The organism is Microbacterium nanhaiense (genome assembly GCF_014646015.1).
Classification (GTDB): Bacteria; Actinomycetota; Actinomycetes; order Actinomycetales; family Microbacteriaceae; genus Microbacterium; species Microbacterium nanhaiense.
Genome location: NZ_BMMQ01000002.1, coordinates 332,558 through 348,251 on the forward strand (window position 1 = coordinate 332,558; position 15,694 = coordinate 348,251).

The window sequence follows — 15,694 nt, forward strand, 5'->3', positions numbered from 1 at the left end:
ATCCCGGAATTAGTTAGTACACTAAGAGTTATGGCACAGAAGAAGCCGTTGCGCGAGCGGATCCGCGAGGCCGGCGGGCTGTATCTCTACATCAACACGAGGCTGATCAAGTACGCGGGGCCCGCCGCGCGCGGGCCGTACGGTCCCCGCGCCGAGCCGCCCTGCGGACACTGCGGGCGGCCGAAGGACGAGCACATCCCCGGCCCGGATGGCGGCCTGCGTTGTCCGGAGGGCGCGGGCGCGGACGCGTAGACTGGGGACGTGTCTGAAATCACCCCCGATCTCGTGCGCCATCTCGGCGTGCTCGCCAGGATCCAGCTGTCCGAAGAAGAGGTGACCAGCCTCACCGGCGAACTCGATGCCATCGTGTCGAGCATCGCCGAGGTGAGTGAGGTCGCGACGAGCGACGTCGTGGCCACGAGCCACCCGATCCCGCTCGTGAACGTGTTCCGCGAAGACGTCCCGGGAGACATGCTCTCGACCGAGGAGGCGCTGAAGAACGCGCCCGACCACGATGGCTCGCGCTTCCGCGTGACCGCGATTCTCGGAGAGGAGCAGTAATGAGCGAGCTGATCAGGCTTTCCGCCGCAGAGCTGGCGACGAAGCTCGCCGCGGGCGAGGTGTCGAGCGTCGAGGCCACACAGGCCCACCTCGATCGCATCGCCGCCGTCGACGGCGATGTGCACGCCTTCCTGCACGTCAACGAGGGCGCGCTCGACGCCGCGCGCGCGATCGACGAGCGCCGGGCGGCGGGAGAGGCCCTCCACGAGCTGGCGGGCGTTCCCCTGGCCGTGAAGGACGTTCTCGTCACCACCGACATGCCCTCCACGTCCGCGTCGAAGATCCTCGAGGGCTACATGTCGCCCTACGACGCCACCGTCGTCGCGAAGTCGCGCGAGGCAGGGCTCGTGCCGCTCGGCAAGACCAACATGGACGAGTTCGCGATGGGCTCGTCGACCGAGTTCTCGGCGTACGGACCGACCCACAACCCGTGGGACCTCGACCGGATTCCCGGCGGATCCGGCGGCGGCTCGGCCGCGGCCGTCGCGGCCTTCGAGGCGCCCCTGGCCCTCGGCTCGGACACTGGCGGATCCATTCGTCAGCCCGCACACGTGACCGGCACCGTGGGCGTCAAGCCCACCTACGGCGGCGTCAGCCGCTACGGTTCGATCGCGCTCGCCTCGAGTCTCGACCAGATCGGACCCGTCGCGCGCACCGTGCTCGACTCGGCGCTGCTGCACGACGTCATCGGCGGACACGACCCGCATGACGCGACCTCGCTCACGACGCAGTGGCCGTCGTTTGCCGAGGCCGCGCGCGAGGGTGCCTCGGGCGAGGTCCTCAAGGGACTCAAGGTCGGCCTCGTCAAGGAGCTGCACGGCTTCTCGAAGGGCGTCGACGACTCGTTCCGCGCCGCCGTCGCGAAGCTGGAGGCCGCGGGTGCGGAGGTCGTGGAGATCAGTGCCCCGCACTTCAAGTACGCGACCGCCGCCTACTATCTGATCCTGCCCGCCGAGGCATCGAGCAACCTGGCGAAGTTCGATTCCGTGCGCTTCGGCCTGCGGGCCGACGTTCCCGGTACCGTCGAGGACGTCATGTCCGCGACGCGCGACGCCGGCTTCGGTCCCGAGGTCAAGCGACGCATCATCCTCGGCACCTACGCGCTCTCGGCCGGATACTACGACGCGTACTACGGCAGCGCGCAGAAGGTCCGCACGCTCATCCAGCAGGACTTCGCGAACGCGTTCGCGGACGTCGACGTCATCGCGACGCCCGCGGCACCCACGACGGCGTTCAAGCTCGGGGAGAAGCTCGACGACCCGCTGGCGATGTATGCCAACGACCTCGCCACGATCCCCGCGAACCTCGCGGGAATTCCGGGCATCACGCTGCCCTCGGGCCTGTCCGCCGAGGACGGCCTGCCGGTCGGTATCCAGTTCCTCGCTCCCGCCTACGAGGACGCACGCCTGTACCGCGTCTCCGCCGCCCTGGAGACCCTGCTCGTCGAGGAATGGGGCGGTCCGCTGCTCGACAAGGCACCCGCACTGAACGGAGGCGCTCGCTGATGGCGAAGCTCATGGACTTCGACAAGGCACTCGAGATGTTCGAGCCCGTCATCGGGCTCGAGGTGCACGTCGAGCTGAACACCAAGACGAAGATGTTCTCCGCGGCGGGAAACCCGGCGAACGAGGAGTTCCACGACGCCGAGCCGAACACGCTCGTCGCTCCCGTCGACCTCGGCCTGCCGGGCTCCATGCCCGTCGTCAACGCCGAGGCGATTCGCAGCTCGATCAGCCTGGGCCTCGCGCTCGGCTGCTCGATCGCACCGTCGAGCCGTTTCGCGCGCAAGAACTACTTCTACCCGGATCTCGGCAAGAACTACCAGATCAGCCAGTACGACGAGCCGATCGCGTTCGAGGGATCCGTCGAGGTCGAGCTCGAGGACGGCGAGATCATCGTCGTTCCGATCGAGCGAGCGCACATGGAGGAGGACGCCGGCAAGCTGACGCACGTCGGCGGTACCTCGGGTCGCATCCAGGGCGCATCGAGCTCGCTCGTCGACTACAACCGTGCGGGCGTGCCGCTCGTCGAGATCGTCACCAAGCCGATCTTCGGCACGGAGCACCGCGCCCCCGAGGTCGCAAAGGCGTATCTCGCGACGATCCGCGACATCGCGCGCGGTCTCGGCATCAGCGAGGCGCGCATGGAGCGCGGCAACATTCGCTGCGATGCCAACGTCTCGCTGCGTCCCCGCGGGGCAGAGAAGCTCGGCACCCGCACCGAGACGAAGAACGTCAACTCGATGCGCTCCGTCGAGCGCGCGGTCCGATACGAGATCCGCCGGCAGGCCGCGATTCTCGCCGACGGCGGATCCATCACGCAGGAGACCCGCCACTGGCACGAGGACACGGGGGAGACCTCGCCGGGTCGCCCGAAGTCCGACGCCGACGACTACCGCTACTTCCCGGAGCCCGACCTGCTGCCGGTTGCGCCGAGCGAGGAGCTGATCGAGGAGCTTCGCGCGAAGCTTCCGGAGGCCCCCGCCGCGAAGCGTCGACGACTCAAGGGCGAATGGGGTTTCACCGACCTGGAGTTCCAGGACGTTGCGAACGCCGGCCTGACCGATGTCGTCGAGCAGACGATCGCCGCGGGTGCGACGGCCGCGTCGGCGCGCAAGTGGTGGACGGGAGAGATCGCCCGCGTCGCGAACGCCGAGGGCCGCGAGGCCGCCGAGCTCGTGAGCCCCGCCCACGTCGCGGAGCTGCAGCGGCTCGTCGACGAGGGGACCCTTACCGACAAGCTTGCGCGCCAGGTGCTCGAGGGCGTCATCGCTGGCGAGGGTTCGCCGAGCGAGGTCGTCGACGGCCGCGGACTGGCCGTCGTGTCCGATGACGGGGCTCTCATCGCCGCGATCGATGACGCGCTGGCCTCGCAGCCGGATGTGCTCGAGAAGATCCGCGGCGGCAAGGTGCAGGCGGCGGGCGCCGTCATCGGTGCCGTGATGAAGGCCATGAAGGGCCAGGCCGACGCCGCCCGGGTGCGGGAGCTCGTGCTCGAGCGCGCCCAGGCCTGAGCGGATCCGCGTCGGCGGCCGGCTCCCGTGACACGGGAGCCGGCCGCTTCGTTTGTCAGGGGGATCCGCGACAATGGATCCGTGAGCAAGCAGGACGGTTCGGGCAGGCTGTACTCGCCTCCCGGGGCGGATGACACGGGCGCGCACATCCTCCACGTCGACATGGACGCGTTCTTCGTCGCGGTGGAGACGCTCGACGATCCCTCGCTCGCGGGAAAGCCGGTCGTGATCGCGCACCGCGATGGTCGCTCGGTGGTCTCGAGCGCCTCGTACGAGGCTCGCCGCTTCGGCGTGCGCTCCGCGATGCCGCTGGGCATGGCGTTGCAGCGCTGTCCTCAGGCGCTCGTCGTGCCGCCGACATACGAGCGCTACCGCGAGACGTCTGCGCGCGTGATGGACATCTTCCGCAGCATCACGCCGCTCGTCGAACCGCTCTCGATCGACGAGGCCTTCCTCGACGTGCGCGGGGTGCGACGCCTCTGGGGATCGCCCGGCGAGGTCGCTTCGCTGATCCGTCGCCGGGTGAAGGAGGAAATCGGTATCACGTGCAGCGTCGGCGGTGCCGCGACGAAGCACGTCGCGAAGATGGCGTCGACGGCGTCGAAGCCGAACGGACGCCTCATCATCCCCGCCGCCCGCACGCAGGAGTTCCTCGATCCGCGACCGGCGGGCTCGATGTGGGGCGTGGGGCCGAAGGCGGCGGAGAGCCTCGCGGCTCGGGCGATCCGCACGATCCGCGATGTGCGTCACACGCCCGTCGGAACGCTCTCCCGGATCCTCGGCTCGGCACAGGCACAGCGGGTGCACGAGCTCGCCAACGGTCGCGATCCGCGCGGAGTGGAGACCGAGCGGGTGGAGAAGAGCGTCTCCCACGAGGAGACCTTCGCGCACGACGTGTCGGACGTCGAGTTCCTGAACGCCGAGATCCTGCGACTCGCCGATCGCGTTGCCGTGCGGTTGCGGCGAGGGGGTCTGGAGGCGGGCGGCGTGGCGATCAAGCTCCGCTTCGCCGACTTCCAGACGATCACGCGCTCACAGTCGCTCTCGGAGCCGACCGCCGTCGGTTACCGCATCGGCCGGTTGGGACGAGAGCTCCTGGCCGGGGTCGACATGCGGGCCGCGGTGCGGCTGATCGGCGTCCGAGCGGAACGTCTCGTCCCCGCGGGTTCGGCGGCCCTCGCCCTCTGGGACGACGACGGCGAGTGGAAGCAGGTCGAGGGCGCGCTCGATCAGCTCTCGGAACGGTTCGGAACGGGGTCGATCACGCGCGCCACCCACCTTCGCGCGGACGGGCGTCGACCTCCCGAACGACCGCCCGAAGAGAGCGACTGAGCGGGTACGCTGATGTCATGCCCAACATCGCGATGGAACTCGGAAAGATCAGCGGCAAGCTCGGCGTGACCGCCGCCTATGGCGAACAGCAGGACCTCGACGGCGTCAAGGTCCTGCCGGTCGCCGCGACGTGGTCGGGCTTCGGAGGAGGCAACGACGAGGCCGGAAACGGTGGCGGTGGCGGTGGCGGCTTCTCGCTCCCCGTGGGGGCGTACATCCGTCGCGGCAGCGAGTTCCGTTTCGCGCCGAACCCCGTGACGCTGCTCGCAGTGCTCACGCCGTTCGTCTGCGTGGCCGGGCGCGCGCTCGGCTACGTCATCAAGTGCCTCAAGAAGCGCCGCTGAACGCTCTCGATTCGGCCGCGTTCGACCGTGCGGTCGGCGCGGCCCTTCGCGTGCTCGGCACGGATCCGCGCGGCCGCGTCGTGATCGACGGCCGCAGCGGTTCGGGGAAGACGACGCTCGCGCGCCGCATCGCGGAGCTCGGCGGTGCACGCCTCGTGTCGCTCGACGAGTTCTACGAAGGCTGGGCGGGTCTTGCCGGGGCGACCCGAACGTCCGCCCGGCTCGTCGAGGCGCACGCGCGCGGATCCGTCGGGCACTACCGCCGCTGGGACTGGGAACGTGGCGAGTTCGCGGACCGTGACACCGCGGTGGATCCTGCCGTACCGCTCGTGATCGAGGGCTGCGGAGCGCTCTCACCGCGCGCCGCGGAGCACGCCAGCACGACGATCTGGATCGATGGCGATCCCGACGTCCGCAAGCGCCTCGCCCTGACGCGCGACGGCGATGCCTTCGCCCCCTATTGGGACATGTGGGCGGATCAGGAGGACGAGCACATTCGGGCGAACGACCCTGCCGCGCTCGCTCAGCTCTCGTTCTCGGCGACCTGAACGAGGCCCTCGAGCCGGTACCCGAGCCACTCGTAGAGGCCGTATGCCGGGTCGTCCTCGTCGTGCTCACCGTCGTCGGTGATGCCGAGCCTGCTCGCCAGCACGAGGCGTACCGCGGAGAGGGTGCGCAGCCACGGCTCGAGGTCGGCGATCGACACGTCGACGGGGGAGAGCGCCTCGTCGACCGACGCCGGTTCGATGCGCGCGAGATCGGCGGCGACGGTCGCGGCGTCGTGGGCGCGACGACCCAGCAGCTCATCGCGCGTCGCGCGACGGAACTCGCCGGATGCGTCCGCATCCTCGGGGTAGACGTCGGGCGTGAGACGTTCGACCGCGGGGTCGCCGTCGGATTCGGTAACGAGCGTCTGGAACTGGCCAACGAGGTCTGCCAGGTGGGCGGCCTCCACGCGGGTCAGGGTGAGGATCACGTGGGTCACTGGGGTGCCTTTCGAACGGTCGCCCACAGCCCGTAGTCGTGCATGGCCTGGGCGTGCAATTCCATCTGCTCGCGGGCGCCCTCGGCGACGACCGCGTGGCCGTCGTGGTGCACCTGGAGCATGCGCTTGGTGGCGAGCTCCTGCGAGAAACCGAAGTACTGGCGGAAGACGCGGACGACATAGCTCATGAGGTTGACCGGGTCGTCCCACACGACGGTCTGCCAGGGAACGTCGGGGGCCGCCTCGAGCTTCTCATCGGCCTGCCGGTCGGTGAGGGTGCTCATGCCCACCCCAGTTCGTGCAGCTGCTCGTCGTCGATGCCATAGAAGTGCGCGATCTCATGGACGAGGGTGGTGTGCACCTCGTCGCGCAGCTCGTCGAGCGTTTCGCACTGCTCGAGGTGCGGCTCGCGGTAGATGATGATGCGATCGGGCAGCTCGCCCATGCCGTAGGAGCCGCGCTCGGTCACGGCGACGCCGTCGTAGAGCCCGAGCAGGCCGAGGGATCCGTCTTCCGGGCGGTCCTCGACGACGAAGATCACGTTGTCGAGCCCGTCGACCATGTCGTCCGGAAGCTGATCCAGCTCCTCGATGACGAGTGCTTCGAACTCCTCGGCATTCATGTCTCTACTCTATCGAGGCGGACCGGAATCGCGCCGTGCTCGGTCGGCGGAGATGATCCCGAACTGCGGAGAGATCGCGCGATCGGATCCGCAGTTCGGGGCCATTTCCGAGAGTTCGGTTCGGCTCAGATGAGCGCGCGGAGGAACTGCTCCGGCGAGAGGCGCGCCTCCCGCGCGCGTGCGCGGAGACGTTCGAGTTCGTCCGGCGAGAGGGAGATTGACAGCGACACGGCCGGCTCCTCATCGAATCCGTCGAAGAGAGTCGGCTGGGCGGGCGGGGCGAGGGGCGCCGGATCCGGATCCGCGTCGCGGAGCGCGGGCGCGGATCCGGTGAAGCCCGGGCCGCTCGCCACGGGCGAACCCTTCTGGTAGGCCCGCGCCGCGCCATTTGCCCGTTCGTCGGCCGCCTCGTTGAGGGGGTGGCCCGCGTGGCCCTTCACCCACTCGAAGCGCACGCGCCGGCCCTGCATGGCCCGATCGAGCGCCTGCATGATGTCGAGGTTGAGCACCGGCTTGCCGTTGGCCTTCTTCCACCCCTTCTTCTTCCAGCCGGGCATCCACTTGGTGATCGAATCGATCACGTAGCGGCTGTCGCAGTGGATGAGGAGGTCCTCGCCCGTGTGCGCGGTCGCGCGAAGCAGTTCGAGCACCGCCGTCAGCTCGCCGATGTTGTTTGTGCCGTACGGGGCACCGCCGGCGGCCCAGCTCGCGTCGTCGATGTACCAGGCCCAGCCCATGGGGCCAGGATTGCCGAGGGCGGATCCGTCTGCGGCGGCGATGATCGTCATCCGTCCATCCTAGGTTTCGCGCCGCTGGGCGACGGCTGGTCCCGTGCGGTGCGCCCGGGCGCGCACGGTGCGAGCCCGCCGCGGCTACCGGAGACCCGCCGCGAGCTCGGCGAACACCTCGTTCGCTGAATCGCCACGCGCGAGCGGGGCCGACTGGCCGAGCCAGAGCGACTGCAGCTCGCCGAGGTTCTGCTGGCCGGCGGGGCCGCGGAACTTTCCCGTCAGCCAATTCTGCGCGGGGAAGGGCGCGATCATGCCGCCGGCCTCGATTGCCCGTACGGCCCGGTTGCGCGCGCCGCGTGCGAGGCGGCCGCTCATCGCCCGCGTGAGCACGCTCTCGTCGGCGGCGGTCGACCGGATCGCCTCGCGATGAGCGGCGTTGGCGGCGGACTCGCGCGTGGCGAGAAACGCCGTGCCGACCTGCACGCCGGACGCGCCGAGGGCGAGGGCTGCCGCGACGCCCCGCCGGTCGGCGATGCCGCCAGCGGCGATGACGGGAGCGCGCACGGCGTCGACGACCTGGGGAACGAGGGCGAAAGTCCCGACGAGCGAGTCCTCGGCGGGCTTCAGGAAGGAGACGCGGTGGCCCGCGGCCTCGGACCCGCTGGCGACGATCGCGTCGACCCCCGCCTCGTCGAGCGCGACGGCCTCGGCGACGGTCGTCGCCGTGCCGATCACGCGGATCCCTCGGCCTCTGGCTTCCGCGACGAGCTCCGGTGAGGGAACGCCGAAGACGACGCTGAGGGCGGCGGGCGCCGCCTCCCAGATCGCGTCGAGCTGTTCTTCGAGCGACGGCATGTACGACTCGGGGCGCGCGGGCGTCTCCACGCCGACGGCCGAATAGAACGGCTCGAGCGCCTGTGCGAATACGGCGTGCTGAGCCGTCGGCACGGCCTCGTCGCCCATCGGCAGCCAGATGTTGAGCGTGATCGGCTTATCGGTTGCGGCCCTCAGCTCGGCTGCGGTCTTGCGGATCCGGTCGCCGTCGTAGCCATAGAGTCCGTACGCGCCGAGGCCGCCCGCGTTGCTGACAGCGGCTGTCAGCGCCACCGACGAGAGGCCGCCGAACGCCCCGAGCAGAATCGGGTGGGTGACACCGAAGGTGTCGGTGAAGCCGGCCACGGATCAGTCGCCGTACTCGTAGAAGCCGCGGCCGGTTGCGACGCCGAGGCGACCCTGGTCGATGTAGTCGGTCTTGAGTCGCTCGGCGAACTCGCGCTTGACCGGGTCGGAGCTGTCCTTGTTGAGGTTGTAGGGGGTCGTCATGCCGACGACGTCGAAGATCTGGAACGGCCCGAGCGGTGCGCCGGTCGCCTTGCGCCACGTCATATCGATGACGTCGATGTCGGCGACGCCGCGCACCCACAGGGTGGCCGCCGCGTCGAGGAGGGGAACGAGAAGGGAGTTGAGAACGTAGCCGGGCTGTTCCTTCTTCACGCGGATCGCAACCATCCCGATCTCCTCGGCGAAGCGCGCGACCTCTTCGAAGACGGCCGGGTCGGTGTGCTCCTGCGCCATCACCTCGCCCGTGTTGTTGCGCCAGATCTCGTTCGCGAAGTGCAGGGCGAGGAACTTCGACGGGCGGTCGACGGCGCTCACGATGTCGCTCGGCAGGAGCGTGGAGGAGTTCGTGGCGAAGATCGTGTTCTCGGGGGCCACGGCCGAGACCTTCTGCCAGGTGTCGCGCTTGATGTCGAGCCGTTCGGGCACGGCCTCGATGACGATGTCGGCCTCGGCGACGGCCTCGGCGAGGTCGCTCGTCGCGCGGATCCGCGACACGGCGGCATCGAGCGATTCGGGCGTCGCATCGGGCAGGTCGCGGAGATAGAAGGGCTTCAGCTGCTCCCACCTTGCCGGTAGCTTCGCGAGGATCTCGTCGTTGATGTCGTACGCCACGACATCCTTGCCCGCGTACGCGGTCTGGAAGATGATCTGGGATCCGAGAACGCCCGTGCCGAGCACCGTTACCTGCTGCATAGCTGCCTTCTTTCTGGGGAGAGTGGATACCTCCATTCTGCTCCCGTGCGCCGCACCGGGCTCGGGCATCGGCCTTGAGAGGATCGAACCATGACGCGTCTCGACTTTCTCAACGCCCCCGTCGAGTGGGCGGCGCGGCGGCTGCTCGGATGCGAGCTCGTGAGCGACATCGGCCCGCGCGTACGGGTGCGCATCGTCGAGGTCGAGGCCTACGACGAGCACGACGAGGCGAGCCATACCTTCCGTGGTCAGAACGCCCGCAATGCGGCCATGTTCCTCGGTGCCGGTCATCTGTACGTGTACCGGTCGATGGGGATCCACTACTGCTGCAACGTCGTCACCGGCGCGGAGGGACACGGCGCGGGGGTGCTGATCCGCGCGGCGGAGCCGCTCGAAGGGATCGAGGAGATCACCCGGCGCCGGGGCCGCGAGGGAATCGGCGCGACGAACGGCCCCGGGAAGCTCGGCCAGGCGCTCGGCGCCGACGTCGCTCTCTCGGGTTCATCCCTGGAGGACGGTCCGATCACCCTCGTGGTGCGGGATCCGGCTCCGGACGAAGAGATCGCGACCGGCGTGCGCGTGGGGATCTCGAAGGCGGCCGAGTTGCCGCGCCGTTTCTATCTTCGCGGAAACCCTTACGTCTCCCGGCACCACGGTGCGCCGGGCCCGCGCCGAGCCGCGACCGAGGCGGGACACGCCGGCGGGTGACGGCCGCCGGGCGCGCCCCGCAACCGGATTACTCCGGCCAGCGCGCCGTGTAGGGTGCCTCGAGCGCGGCCCGCTCTTCGGTGGTGAGGTGCACCTCGAGGGAGGCGATGGCATCGGAGAGGTGGTGCGGTTTCGTCGCGCCGATGATCGGTGCGGTGATGCCGGGGGCTTCGTTGACCCATGCGAGCGCCACCTGCGCGCGCGAGATGCCGCGCGCCTCGGCGATCGCGCCGACGGCATCGGCGATCTCGTGATCCGCTGCCTCGTTCTGGCGGTAGAGGCGCTGCAGGAGGGCATCGGATCCGGCGCGATCGCCGAGGTCCTGCCAAGGCCGGGTGAGACGGCCGCGGGCGAGCGGGCTCCACGGGGTCAGCGCGATGCCGTCGTTGATCGAGAGCGGAATCATCTCGCGCTCGTCCTCGCGGGTGATGAGGTTGTATTGGCTCTGCATCGACACGAACTGCGCCCATCCCTCGGCGCGCTGGATGCCGAGTGCCGTCGCGAATTGCCACGCCGCCATCGAGGACGCGCCGATGTACCGGGCCTTGCCCGATCGGACGACGTCGTTGAGCGCCTCGAGCGTCTCGCGCAGCGGCGTGTTCTCGTCGAATCGATGGATGATGTACAGATCGACGTAGTCGGTGCCGAGCCGGCGCAGGCTGTTGTCGATCTCCTGCATGATCGCCTTGCGCGACAGCCCGCGCTTGTTCGGGCCGTCGCCCATCGCCATGTACACCTTCGTGGCCAGGACGATCTCGTCGCGGTCTGCGAAGTCGCGCAGCGCCCGGCCGACGATCTCTTCGCTGTGCCCGAGCGAGTACATGTTCGCGGTGTCGAAGAAGTTGATACCGCGCTCCACGGCCTCGCGGATGAAGGGGCGGCTCGCCTCTTCGTCCAGCGTCCAGCCGTGCGAGCCGCGATCGGGGTCGCCGTAACTCATACAGCCGAGGGCGATGGGGGACACGTACATGCCGGTGTTGCCGAGGCGGCGATACTCCATGGTTCTCCTTCGAGGGTTCTCCGCCGATGCTATCGGCGGCGCCCCCGGCGCGGGGAGGCGTGTGACGCCCTGTGAAGCCGTCAGAACAGCGTGGGGCCGGAGCCGACGTTGAGCGCCGGAGCGGCCGCGGCAGTGCGGGCCGCGCGGCGCGCCTCCGGCTGATCCTCGTCCTCGATGGAGGCGAGCCCGTGACGGGCGAGGATCGGCCGCATGCGTCGTGCGAGCTGACGCCGATACGGTGCCGGCGCGTAGTGCGCCTGGCCGTAGAAGCGGCGGTAGCCGGCCTCCAGCTCGGGGTGCTCCCGCGCCACCCAGTCGAGGAACCACTCCTTCGCGCCGGGACGCAGGTGCAGGGCGCCGAAGACGACCCTCCGCGCTCCCGCGGCTGCGATCTCCGAGACGGCGCGCTCGAGGTCGTCCGCCGAATCGCTGAGCCACGGCAGGATGGGCATGAGGAAGACCGTCACGTCGAGGCCAGCGTCGGCCGCGGCCCGCACGGTCGCCAATCGCGCGGCAGTCGTCGGGGTCCCGGGTTCGACGCGCTGCTGGAGGGCGTCGTCGAACACCGCGATCGACATCGCCAGGTCGACATGAACGTGCTGCGCCGCCTCCGCGATGAGCGGCAGGTCGCGTCGCAGCAGCGTGCCCTTCGTCAGGATCGACATCGGCGTGCCGCTCTCGGCCAGAGACCGCACGATGCCGGGCATCAGACGGTATCGGCCCTCTGCGCGCTGGTACGGGTCCGTGTTCGATCCCAGCGCCACGAGCTCGCGCCGCCAAGAACGGCGGCGCACCTCGGCTCGGAGCACCTCGGCGACATTGGTCTTCACGATGATCTGCCGGTCGAAGTCGTCTCCGGCGTCGAGCTCGAGATAGCGGTGGGTGCTCCGCGCGAAGCAGTAGACGCAGGCGTGCGAGCAGCCCCGGTATGGATTCACCGTCCACGAGAACGGCATCGAACTGGCCTCGGGCACGCGGTTGAGCGCCGACTTCGCGAGGACCTCGTGAAAGGTCATACCGGCGAACTCCGGCGTGCGGACCGTGCGGGACAGGCCCGCGATCGGTAGCCCGCCGGTCTGGGCATCGATACTCTGTCCACTCCAGCGCATGACCATATTCGAACACAGATTCGATGCATGTGCAACGCGGATTCTGACAGGATGAGCGCATGACGACTCATGGGTGGCAGGGCGACGTACGCAGCATTCTCCGGGTGGCGGAGAGATTCCGGCTCGCGGACCTCGACCCGGGCGCGACGCCGGGTTATGAGGGCGACAAGGCGACGGGCGCGAAGGACCTGGCGAAGCGCATGGCGCGCCTCGATGATCTGCAGGAACGCCTGTATGCGTCCAGCCGCGCCGGGACGGCCCGCGACGCGGTGCTTCTCGTGCTGCAGGGGATGGACACGGCGGGCAAGGGCGGCATCGTGCGGCATGTGCTCGGTTCCGTCGACCCTCAGGGCGTGCAGCTGCGGGCGTTCGGGGCGCCGACGGCGGATGAGCTTGCGCACGATTTCCTCTGGCGCGTCGAGCGGCGGCTCCCCGCGCGCGGATTCCTCGGCGTATTCGACCGCTCCCACTACGAGGACGTGCTGGTCGGAAAGGTCCGCCAGTTGGCCGATGCGGAGGAGATCGAACGCCGATACGCGGCGATCAACGACTTCGAGGCGCGTGTGGCGGCGGGTGGCACCCGCATCGTGAAGGTCATGCTGCACATCTCGCAGGACGAGCAGCGCGCTCGCCTCCAAGAGCGTCTGGACCGGCCGGATAAGCACTGGAAGTACAACCCCGGCGACGTCGACGACCGTATGCTCTGGCGCGAGTACCGCGATGCGTACGAAACGGCGTTCGCGCGCACCTCGACCGAGACCGCTCCGTGGTATGTCGTTCCGGCGGATCGAAAGTGGTACGCGCGGCTCGCCGTGCAGGAGCTTCTCATTGCGGCGCTGGAAGACATCGACCCTCAGTGGCCTCCGGCGACATTCGACGTCGAGGCCGAGAAGAAGCGCCTCGCGGCAAGCTAGACCAGCAGCAGCAATGCCGCGACACCGAGGAACAGCGCGCCGAAGACCATGTTGAGGCCGCGCCGGCCGCGGCGGCTTCGCGTCAGCGAGCGGAACGGCTTTGCGGCGAGCGCGAACACGAACCACATCACGAGGATGTCGACGGCGAGCACCGTGGCAACGAGGATCAGGTACTGGGGGAGCGGCACACGCGAGAGATCTATGAACGACGGGATGAACGCCAGGAAGAACACGATGGCCTTCGGGTTCAGCAGGTGAGGCTGATGACGACGCAGGCGAGTAAGAGCGAGAGCCAGACGGTCAGGGTCACCGAAGAATCCTAGGCTGGGGCGGCTGAGGAACCGGACTCCGCGACGAGCTCGACAAACGCGCGTGCCGCGGGGCTCGGATTGAATTCGCCCCAGGCGAGGTACTCGACGCGGGTGGGGCCGTCGTCGACCGCCACGGTGACGACACCGGGGTCGCCGGGTGTGACGCCCGGCGGAAGGAGGGCGATCGCGACACCCGCTCGAACGATCGAGACGATGACATCGACGGTGGTCGCCTCGAACGGGACCTCGCGTCGGAGACCGGCCATCTCGAAGGCGAGGTCGGATTGCGCGCGTCCGGGGGATCCCGCCGGGAAGTCCGCGAAGGGCTCGTCCGCGAGATCGGCGAGCAGCACGCGCCCCTTGCGGGCGAGCGGGTGCTCCGATGCCGCGACCGCGAGCAGGCGATCGCGGCGCAGGACACGCGACGCGGCGGGCGGCGGTGTCGACTCGGGGAAACCGAGGATCGCCACGTCGAGGCGCTTCGCGTGAAGATCCGCGACGAACGCATCGCTGGCCCCGGTGCGCAGGCGGATCCGGACCGCGGGGTGTGCCGAACGGAACGTCCGCAAGCAGGCGGGAATGTCGATCGCGGTGACCGTCGGAATGATGCCGATCGACAACTCGCCCCGGATCTCGCCGGCCGCGGCGCTCGCCGCGTCTACCGCGCGGGCGGCGGCGTCGAGCGCGATCCGTGCCTCCGCGAGGAAGGCGTCGCCCGCGGCGGTGAGCTCGACCCTGCGGCTGGTGCGCGCGAACAGGGGAGCGCCGATCTCCCGCTCGAGTGCCTTGATCTGGTGGCTCAGCGCGGATTGCACGACGAAGCAGCGCGCGGCGGCGCGGGTGAAGCTGCGCTCCTCGGCGACCGCGACGACGTATCTCAGTTGCGGGAGGTCCACCGATCAATGATCGTAGTGCATGGAAAACATGAGACACATGTGTTGGACTCATTCGTTGGCCGCGCCGAGGGTGGAATCATGACCGCTTCTTCTTCGCGCCTCGGCTGGACGGCCGCGGCGGCGCTCGCACCCGCCGTGTGGGGAACGACCTATATCGTGACGACGCACCTCCTGCCCGACGGGCATCCGTTCTTCGCGGCGCTCATGCGCTCGCTTCCCGCGGGCCTCCTCGCGCTCGCTCTCACGCGCACGCCGCCGCGGGGGTCGTGGAGGTGGAAGAGTCTCGTGCTCGGCACCCTCAACATGGGCGCCTTCTTCCCGCTCCTCTTCGTTGCCGCACAGCACCTACCGGGCGGTGCAGCGGCCACCCTCGGCGCGGTTCAGCCGATCGTCGTCGCCGCGCTCGCGGTGTGGATCCTGCGCGAGAGGCTGTCGGGCTGGCGGGTGCTCTGGGGTTTGTGCGGAATAGCCGGGATCGCGCTCGTCGTGCTCCGCCCCGGAGCGGGATTGGATGCCATCGGCCTCGCCGCCGGTCTCGGAGGGGCGGCGTCGATGGCGATGGGAGTCGTGCTCGTCAAGCGGTGGGGGATCCCGCAGGGCGTCTCCGCGATGGCGTTCGCCGGATGGCAGCTCACCGCGGCGGGCGCGGTGTTGATCCTGCCGGCGCTCCTCATCGACGGCGTGCCGTCCGACATCGGGATGCTGGCAGTCGCGGGCTACGCGTGGCTGGGTGTGATCGGCGGGCTGTGCAGCTATGCCCTCTGGTTCGCGGGGATTCGCCGACTCCCCGTCACGTCGACGGCGCTTCTCGGGATCCTGTCGCCGCTCGTGGCGGCCGTCCTCGGTGCGGCCTTCGCGGGGGAGGGATTCTCGCCCGCGCAGCTCGGCGGGTTCGTCGTCGCGGTGGCCGCGATGACCCTCGGTCAGTTCCCACCGCCGCGAACCCGTGATCGGGAGACCGCGCGCCGGACCGCACACTGATATCGACCGGGCCGCAGGAGCGGCCGTCGACATCAATGACCCGACGAACCTCGAGGAGACGCCCTTCGAAATGGTGATCCCCTGCCCCTGACCGGGTTGAGGCCGCGCCCCGAGATCTCACCGGGCGCGGCCTTGCGCGTTTGTCGACACCTG

General features: G+C 69.4%; 20 protein-coding genes. 10 read left to right on the forward strand and 10 right to left on the reverse strand.

Features of this window, described 5'->3' with window-relative positions:
• The first annotated feature begins 30 nt into the window (after positions 1-30).
• The 7 genes from IEX05_RS04560 to IEX05_RS04590 all read left to right on the forward strand — a co-directional run bounded on the left by IEX05_RS04560 (position 31) and on the right by IEX05_RS04590 (position 5,798).
• Positions 31-252, forward strand: a complete 222-nt coding sequence (locus IEX05_RS04560; protein ID WP_188700195.1) for a hypothetical protein — start codon at positions 31-33, stop codon at positions 250-252.
• A 9-nt stretch (positions 253-261) separates the two neighbouring features.
• Entirely contained in the window at positions 262-561 is a 300-nt protein-coding gene (gene gatC / locus IEX05_RS04565; protein WP_188700196.1) for an Asp-tRNA(Asn)/Glu-tRNA(Gln) amidotransferase subunit GatC, read from the forward strand.
• Positions 561-2,066, forward strand: coding sequence for an Asp-tRNA(Asn)/Glu-tRNA(Gln) amidotransferase subunit GatA (gene gatA, locus IEX05_RS04570; protein WP_188700197.1), 1,506 nt, complete (start codon positions 561-563; stop codon positions 2,064-2,066). The genes gatC and gatA overlap by 1 nt, the downstream gene beginning before the upstream one ends.
• Positions 2,066-3,574: an Asp-tRNA(Asn)/Glu-tRNA(Gln) amidotransferase subunit GatB gene (gatB, locus tag IEX05_RS04575; protein ID WP_188700198.1), complete on the forward strand. Its 1,509-nt coding sequence runs from the start codon at positions 2,066-2,068 to the stop codon at positions 3,572-3,574. The genes gatA and gatB overlap by 1 nt, the downstream gene beginning before the upstream one ends.
• An 81-nt stretch (positions 3,575-3,655) precedes the next feature.
• On the forward strand, positions 3,656-4,906 hold the full coding sequence (gene dinB / locus IEX05_RS04580; RefSeq protein WP_188700199.1) for a DNA polymerase IV: 1,251 nt from the start codon (positions 3,656-3,658) through the stop codon (positions 4,904-4,906).
• A 17-nt stretch (positions 4,907-4,923) separates the two neighbouring features.
• Positions 4,924-5,250, forward strand: a complete 327-nt coding sequence (locus tag IEX05_RS04585; RefSeq protein ID WP_188700200.1) for a hypothetical protein — start codon at positions 4,924-4,926, stop codon at positions 5,248-5,250.
• Positions 5,229-5,798, forward strand: a complete 570-nt coding sequence (locus IEX05_RS04590) for a nucleoside/nucleotide kinase family protein (protein ID WP_188700201.1) — start codon at positions 5,229-5,231, stop codon at positions 5,796-5,798. The genes IEX05_RS04585 and IEX05_RS04590 overlap by 22 nt, the downstream gene beginning before the upstream one ends.
• Here IEX05_RS04590 and IEX05_RS04595 read toward each other — a convergent pair.
• The 6 genes from IEX05_RS04595 to IEX05_RS04620 form a co-directional block, all read right to left on the reverse strand.
• Positions 5,774-6,235 (reverse strand): DUF2017 family protein, encoded by a 462-nt coding sequence (locus IEX05_RS04595; RefSeq protein WP_188700202.1) that lies wholly within the window; start codon positions 6,233-6,235, stop codon positions 5,774-5,776. The genes IEX05_RS04590 and IEX05_RS04595 overlap by 25 nt on opposite strands.
• A complete protein-coding gene (clpS, locus tag IEX05_RS04600; protein WP_188700203.1) occupies positions 6,232-6,519 on the reverse strand; it encodes an ATP-dependent Clp protease adapter ClpS in 288 nt (95 codons plus the stop codon). The genes IEX05_RS04595 and clpS overlap by 4 nt, the downstream gene beginning before the upstream one ends.
• Entirely contained in the window at positions 6,516-6,857 is a 342-nt protein-coding gene (locus tag IEX05_RS04605) for a metallopeptidase family protein (protein WP_188700204.1), read from the reverse strand. The genes clpS and IEX05_RS04605 overlap by 4 nt, the downstream gene beginning before the upstream one ends.
• Before the next feature lie 125 nt (positions 6,858-6,982).
• Positions 6,983-7,645 (reverse strand): RNase H family protein, encoded by a 663-nt coding sequence (locus IEX05_RS04610; RefSeq protein WP_188700205.1) that lies wholly within the window; start codon positions 7,643-7,645, stop codon positions 6,983-6,985.
• Positions 7,646-7,729: 84 nt separating this feature from the next.
• Positions 7,730-8,767: an NAD(P)H-dependent flavin oxidoreductase gene (locus IEX05_RS04615; protein ID WP_188700206.1), complete on the reverse strand. Its 1,038-nt coding sequence runs from the start codon at positions 8,765-8,767 to the stop codon at positions 7,730-7,732.
• 3 nt (positions 8,768-8,770) lie between these two features.
• A complete protein-coding gene (locus tag IEX05_RS04620) occupies positions 8,771-9,622 on the reverse strand; it encodes a 3-hydroxyacyl-CoA dehydrogenase (protein WP_188700207.1) in 852 nt (283 codons plus the stop codon).
• A 90-nt stretch (positions 9,623-9,712) separates the two neighbouring features.
• Between IEX05_RS04620 and IEX05_RS04625 the strand changes: the two genes are divergently transcribed.
• The gene (locus tag IEX05_RS04625; RefSeq protein WP_188700208.1) at positions 9,713-10,330 is read left to right on the forward strand and encodes a DNA-3-methyladenine glycosylase; all 618 of its coding nucleotides are present in this window, start codon (positions 9,713-9,715) and stop codon (positions 10,328-10,330) included.
• 28 nt (positions 10,331-10,358) lie between these two features.
• Here IEX05_RS04625 and IEX05_RS04630 read toward each other — a convergent pair whose 3' ends face one another.
• Both IEX05_RS04630 and IEX05_RS04635 read right to left on the reverse strand, forming a co-directional pair.
• Complete coding sequence (locus tag IEX05_RS04630; RefSeq protein WP_188700209.1) at positions 10,359-11,330, reverse strand: aldo/keto reductase; 972 nt, start codon at positions 11,328-11,330, stop codon at positions 10,359-10,361.
• Between the two features lie 80 nt (positions 11,331-11,410).
• Positions 11,411-12,439, reverse strand: a complete 1,029-nt coding sequence (locus IEX05_RS04635) for an Rv2578c family radical SAM protein (protein WP_188700210.1) — start codon at positions 12,437-12,439, stop codon at positions 11,411-11,413.
• A gap of 59 nt (positions 12,440-12,498) precedes the next feature.
• Here IEX05_RS04635 and IEX05_RS04640 point away from each other — a divergent pair, with 59 nt between their 5' ends.
• Positions 12,499-13,353, forward strand: a complete 855-nt coding sequence (locus IEX05_RS04640) for a polyphosphate kinase 2 family protein (protein ID WP_188700211.1) — start codon at positions 12,499-12,501, stop codon at positions 13,351-13,353.
• Here the strand turns inward: IEX05_RS04640 and IEX05_RS15415 are convergent.
• On the reverse strand, positions 13,350-13,757 hold the full coding sequence (locus IEX05_RS15415) for a LysE family translocator (RefSeq protein ID WP_188700406.1): 408 nt from the start codon (positions 13,755-13,757) through the stop codon (positions 13,350-13,352). The two genes, IEX05_RS04640 and IEX05_RS15415, sit on opposite strands and share 4 nt — an antisense overlap.
• Complete coding sequence (locus tag IEX05_RS04650; protein WP_188700212.1) at positions 13,673-14,560, reverse strand: LysR family transcriptional regulator; 888 nt, start codon at positions 14,558-14,560, stop codon at positions 13,673-13,675. The genes IEX05_RS15415 and IEX05_RS04650 overlap by 85 nt, the downstream gene beginning before the upstream one ends.
• Positions 14,561-14,638: 78 nt before the next feature.
• On the opposite strand from IEX05_RS04650, the gene IEX05_RS04655 reads away from it, so the two are divergent.
• Positions 14,639-15,541 (forward strand): EamA family transporter, encoded by a 903-nt coding sequence (locus IEX05_RS04655; RefSeq protein ID WP_229661125.1) that lies wholly within the window; start codon positions 14,639-14,641, stop codon positions 15,539-15,541.
• The last annotated feature ends 153 nt before the right edge of the window (positions 15,542-15,694 follow it).

What these genes read in the sequence shown, in the direction of transcription:
- IEX05_RS04605 (WP_188700204.1), bottom strand. Translation starts at nt 6,857, where the DNA reads ATGAATGCCGAGGAGTTCGAAGCACTCGTCATCGAGGAGCTGGATCAG.
- IEX05_RS04635 (WP_188700210.1), bottom strand. Translation starts at nt 12,439, where the DNA reads ATGCGCTGGAGTGGACAGAGTATCGATGCCCAGACCGGCGGGCTACCG.
- IEX05_RS04620 (WP_188700207.1), bottom strand. Translation starts at nt 9,622, where the DNA reads ATGCAGCAGGTAACGGTGCTCGGCACGGGCGTTCTCGGATCCCAGATC.
- IEX05_RS04610 (WP_188700205.1), bottom strand. Translation starts at nt 7,645, where the DNA reads ATGACGATCATCGCCGCCGCAGACGGATCCGCCCTCGGCAATCCTGGC.
- IEX05_RS04640 (WP_188700211.1), top strand. Translation starts at nt 12,499, where the DNA reads ATGACGACTCATGGGTGGCAGGGCGACGTACGCAGCATTCTCCGGGTG.
- IEX05_RS04655 (WP_229661125.1), top strand. Translation starts at nt 14,639, where the DNA reads ATGACCGCTTCTTCTTCGCGCCTCGGCTGGACGGCCGCGGCGGCGCTC.
- IEX05_RS04625 (WP_188700208.1), top strand. Translation starts at nt 9,713, where the DNA reads ATGACGCGTCTCGACTTTCTCAACGCCCCCGTCGAGTGGGCGGCGCGG.
- clpS (WP_188700203.1), bottom strand. Translation starts at nt 6,519, where the DNA reads ATGAGCACCCTCACCGACCGGCAGGCCGATGAGAAGCTCGAGGCGGCC.
- IEX05_RS04630 (WP_188700209.1), bottom strand. Translation starts at nt 11,330, where the DNA reads ATGGAGTATCGCCGCCTCGGCAACACCGGCATGTACGTGTCCCCCATC.
- IEX05_RS04560 (WP_188700195.1), top strand. Translation starts at nt 31, where the DNA reads ATGGCACAGAAGAAGCCGTTGCGCGAGCGGATCCGCGAGGCCGGCGGG.
- gatA (WP_188700197.1), top strand. Translation starts at nt 561, where the DNA reads ATGAGCGAGCTGATCAGGCTTTCCGCCGCAGAGCTGGCGACGAAGCTC.
- IEX05_RS04585 (WP_188700200.1), top strand. Translation starts at nt 4,924, where the DNA reads ATGCCCAACATCGCGATGGAACTCGGAAAGATCAGCGGCAAGCTCGGC.
- gatB (WP_188700198.1), top strand. Translation starts at nt 2,066, where the DNA reads ATGGCGAAGCTCATGGACTTCGACAAGGCACTCGAGATGTTCGAGCCC.